The following is a 667-nucleotide window of genomic DNA, read 5'->3' as shown; positions in this document are numbered from 1 at the left end:
GCCGCGTCTGATTTTGCGCACGTGGCCGTCGAGGTAGCTGTAGTAGGTGGGTTCGTCCTGGGGCGGGATCAGGGCGGTGAGGAGTCCACTTTCGTTGTACTGGTATTCGGTCACCGCGCCGAGGGGGTCTTTTTCGGCGATCAGGCGGCCTTGTTCGTCGTAGATTTTTTGATGGGTGGCGCCGTCCGGGTCGGTCTGGCTGACGAGGCGGGCGTTGCTGTCGTGTGCGTAGATTTGTCGGCTGCCGTCCTGATGGTGGACGGTGACGGTGCCGGCGTCGTCCCATTCATAGCGGGCGTGCATCTGCCCGAAGTTGTTCCAGTGGCGGATGCAGCGGGCCTGTTTGCCGCGGTGTTGCCACTCCCAGTAAAACGTCGCGCCACCGGCCAGTTGCCGTTCCTGGATGACGTGATCGGTGTCGTAGCGGTAGTGCTCGGTTTCTTGCAGGGCGTTGGTGGCGCCGATCAGTTGGCCCGCGTCGTTGTAGCTGTAGGAGACGGGGGTGTGCAGGGTGGTCCAGCGTTCTAAACGCACGCGGTATTTGGCGTAGTGCTCGTCGGAGCGTTCGATGAATTCGCGGCTGTGGTCGTAGTACTGGTAGTCGACGGCGCACAGTCGGTTGTTGTGGTAGCGCAGCATCAGGGCGCGTTCAAACTTGTCTTCGATG

General features: G+C 61.6%; 1 protein-coding gene. It reads right to left on the bottom strand.

The features are described 5' to 3' along the window. Window positions 1–667: RHS repeat domain-containing protein (locus tag FJD38_RS24415; RefSeq protein WP_146388047.1), on the bottom strand; the 667-nt coding region annotated here is incomplete at both ends.

The sequence above is a fragment of the Pseudomonas saxonica genome, from assembly GCF_007858365.1.
GTDB classification, from domain to species: domain Bacteria; phylum Pseudomonadota; class Gammaproteobacteria; order Pseudomonadales; family Pseudomonadaceae; genus Aquipseudomonas; species Aquipseudomonas saxonica.
The sequence above is the reverse complement of the archived record's forward strand: the minus strand, read 5'-3'. Positions and strand labels throughout refer to the sequence as shown.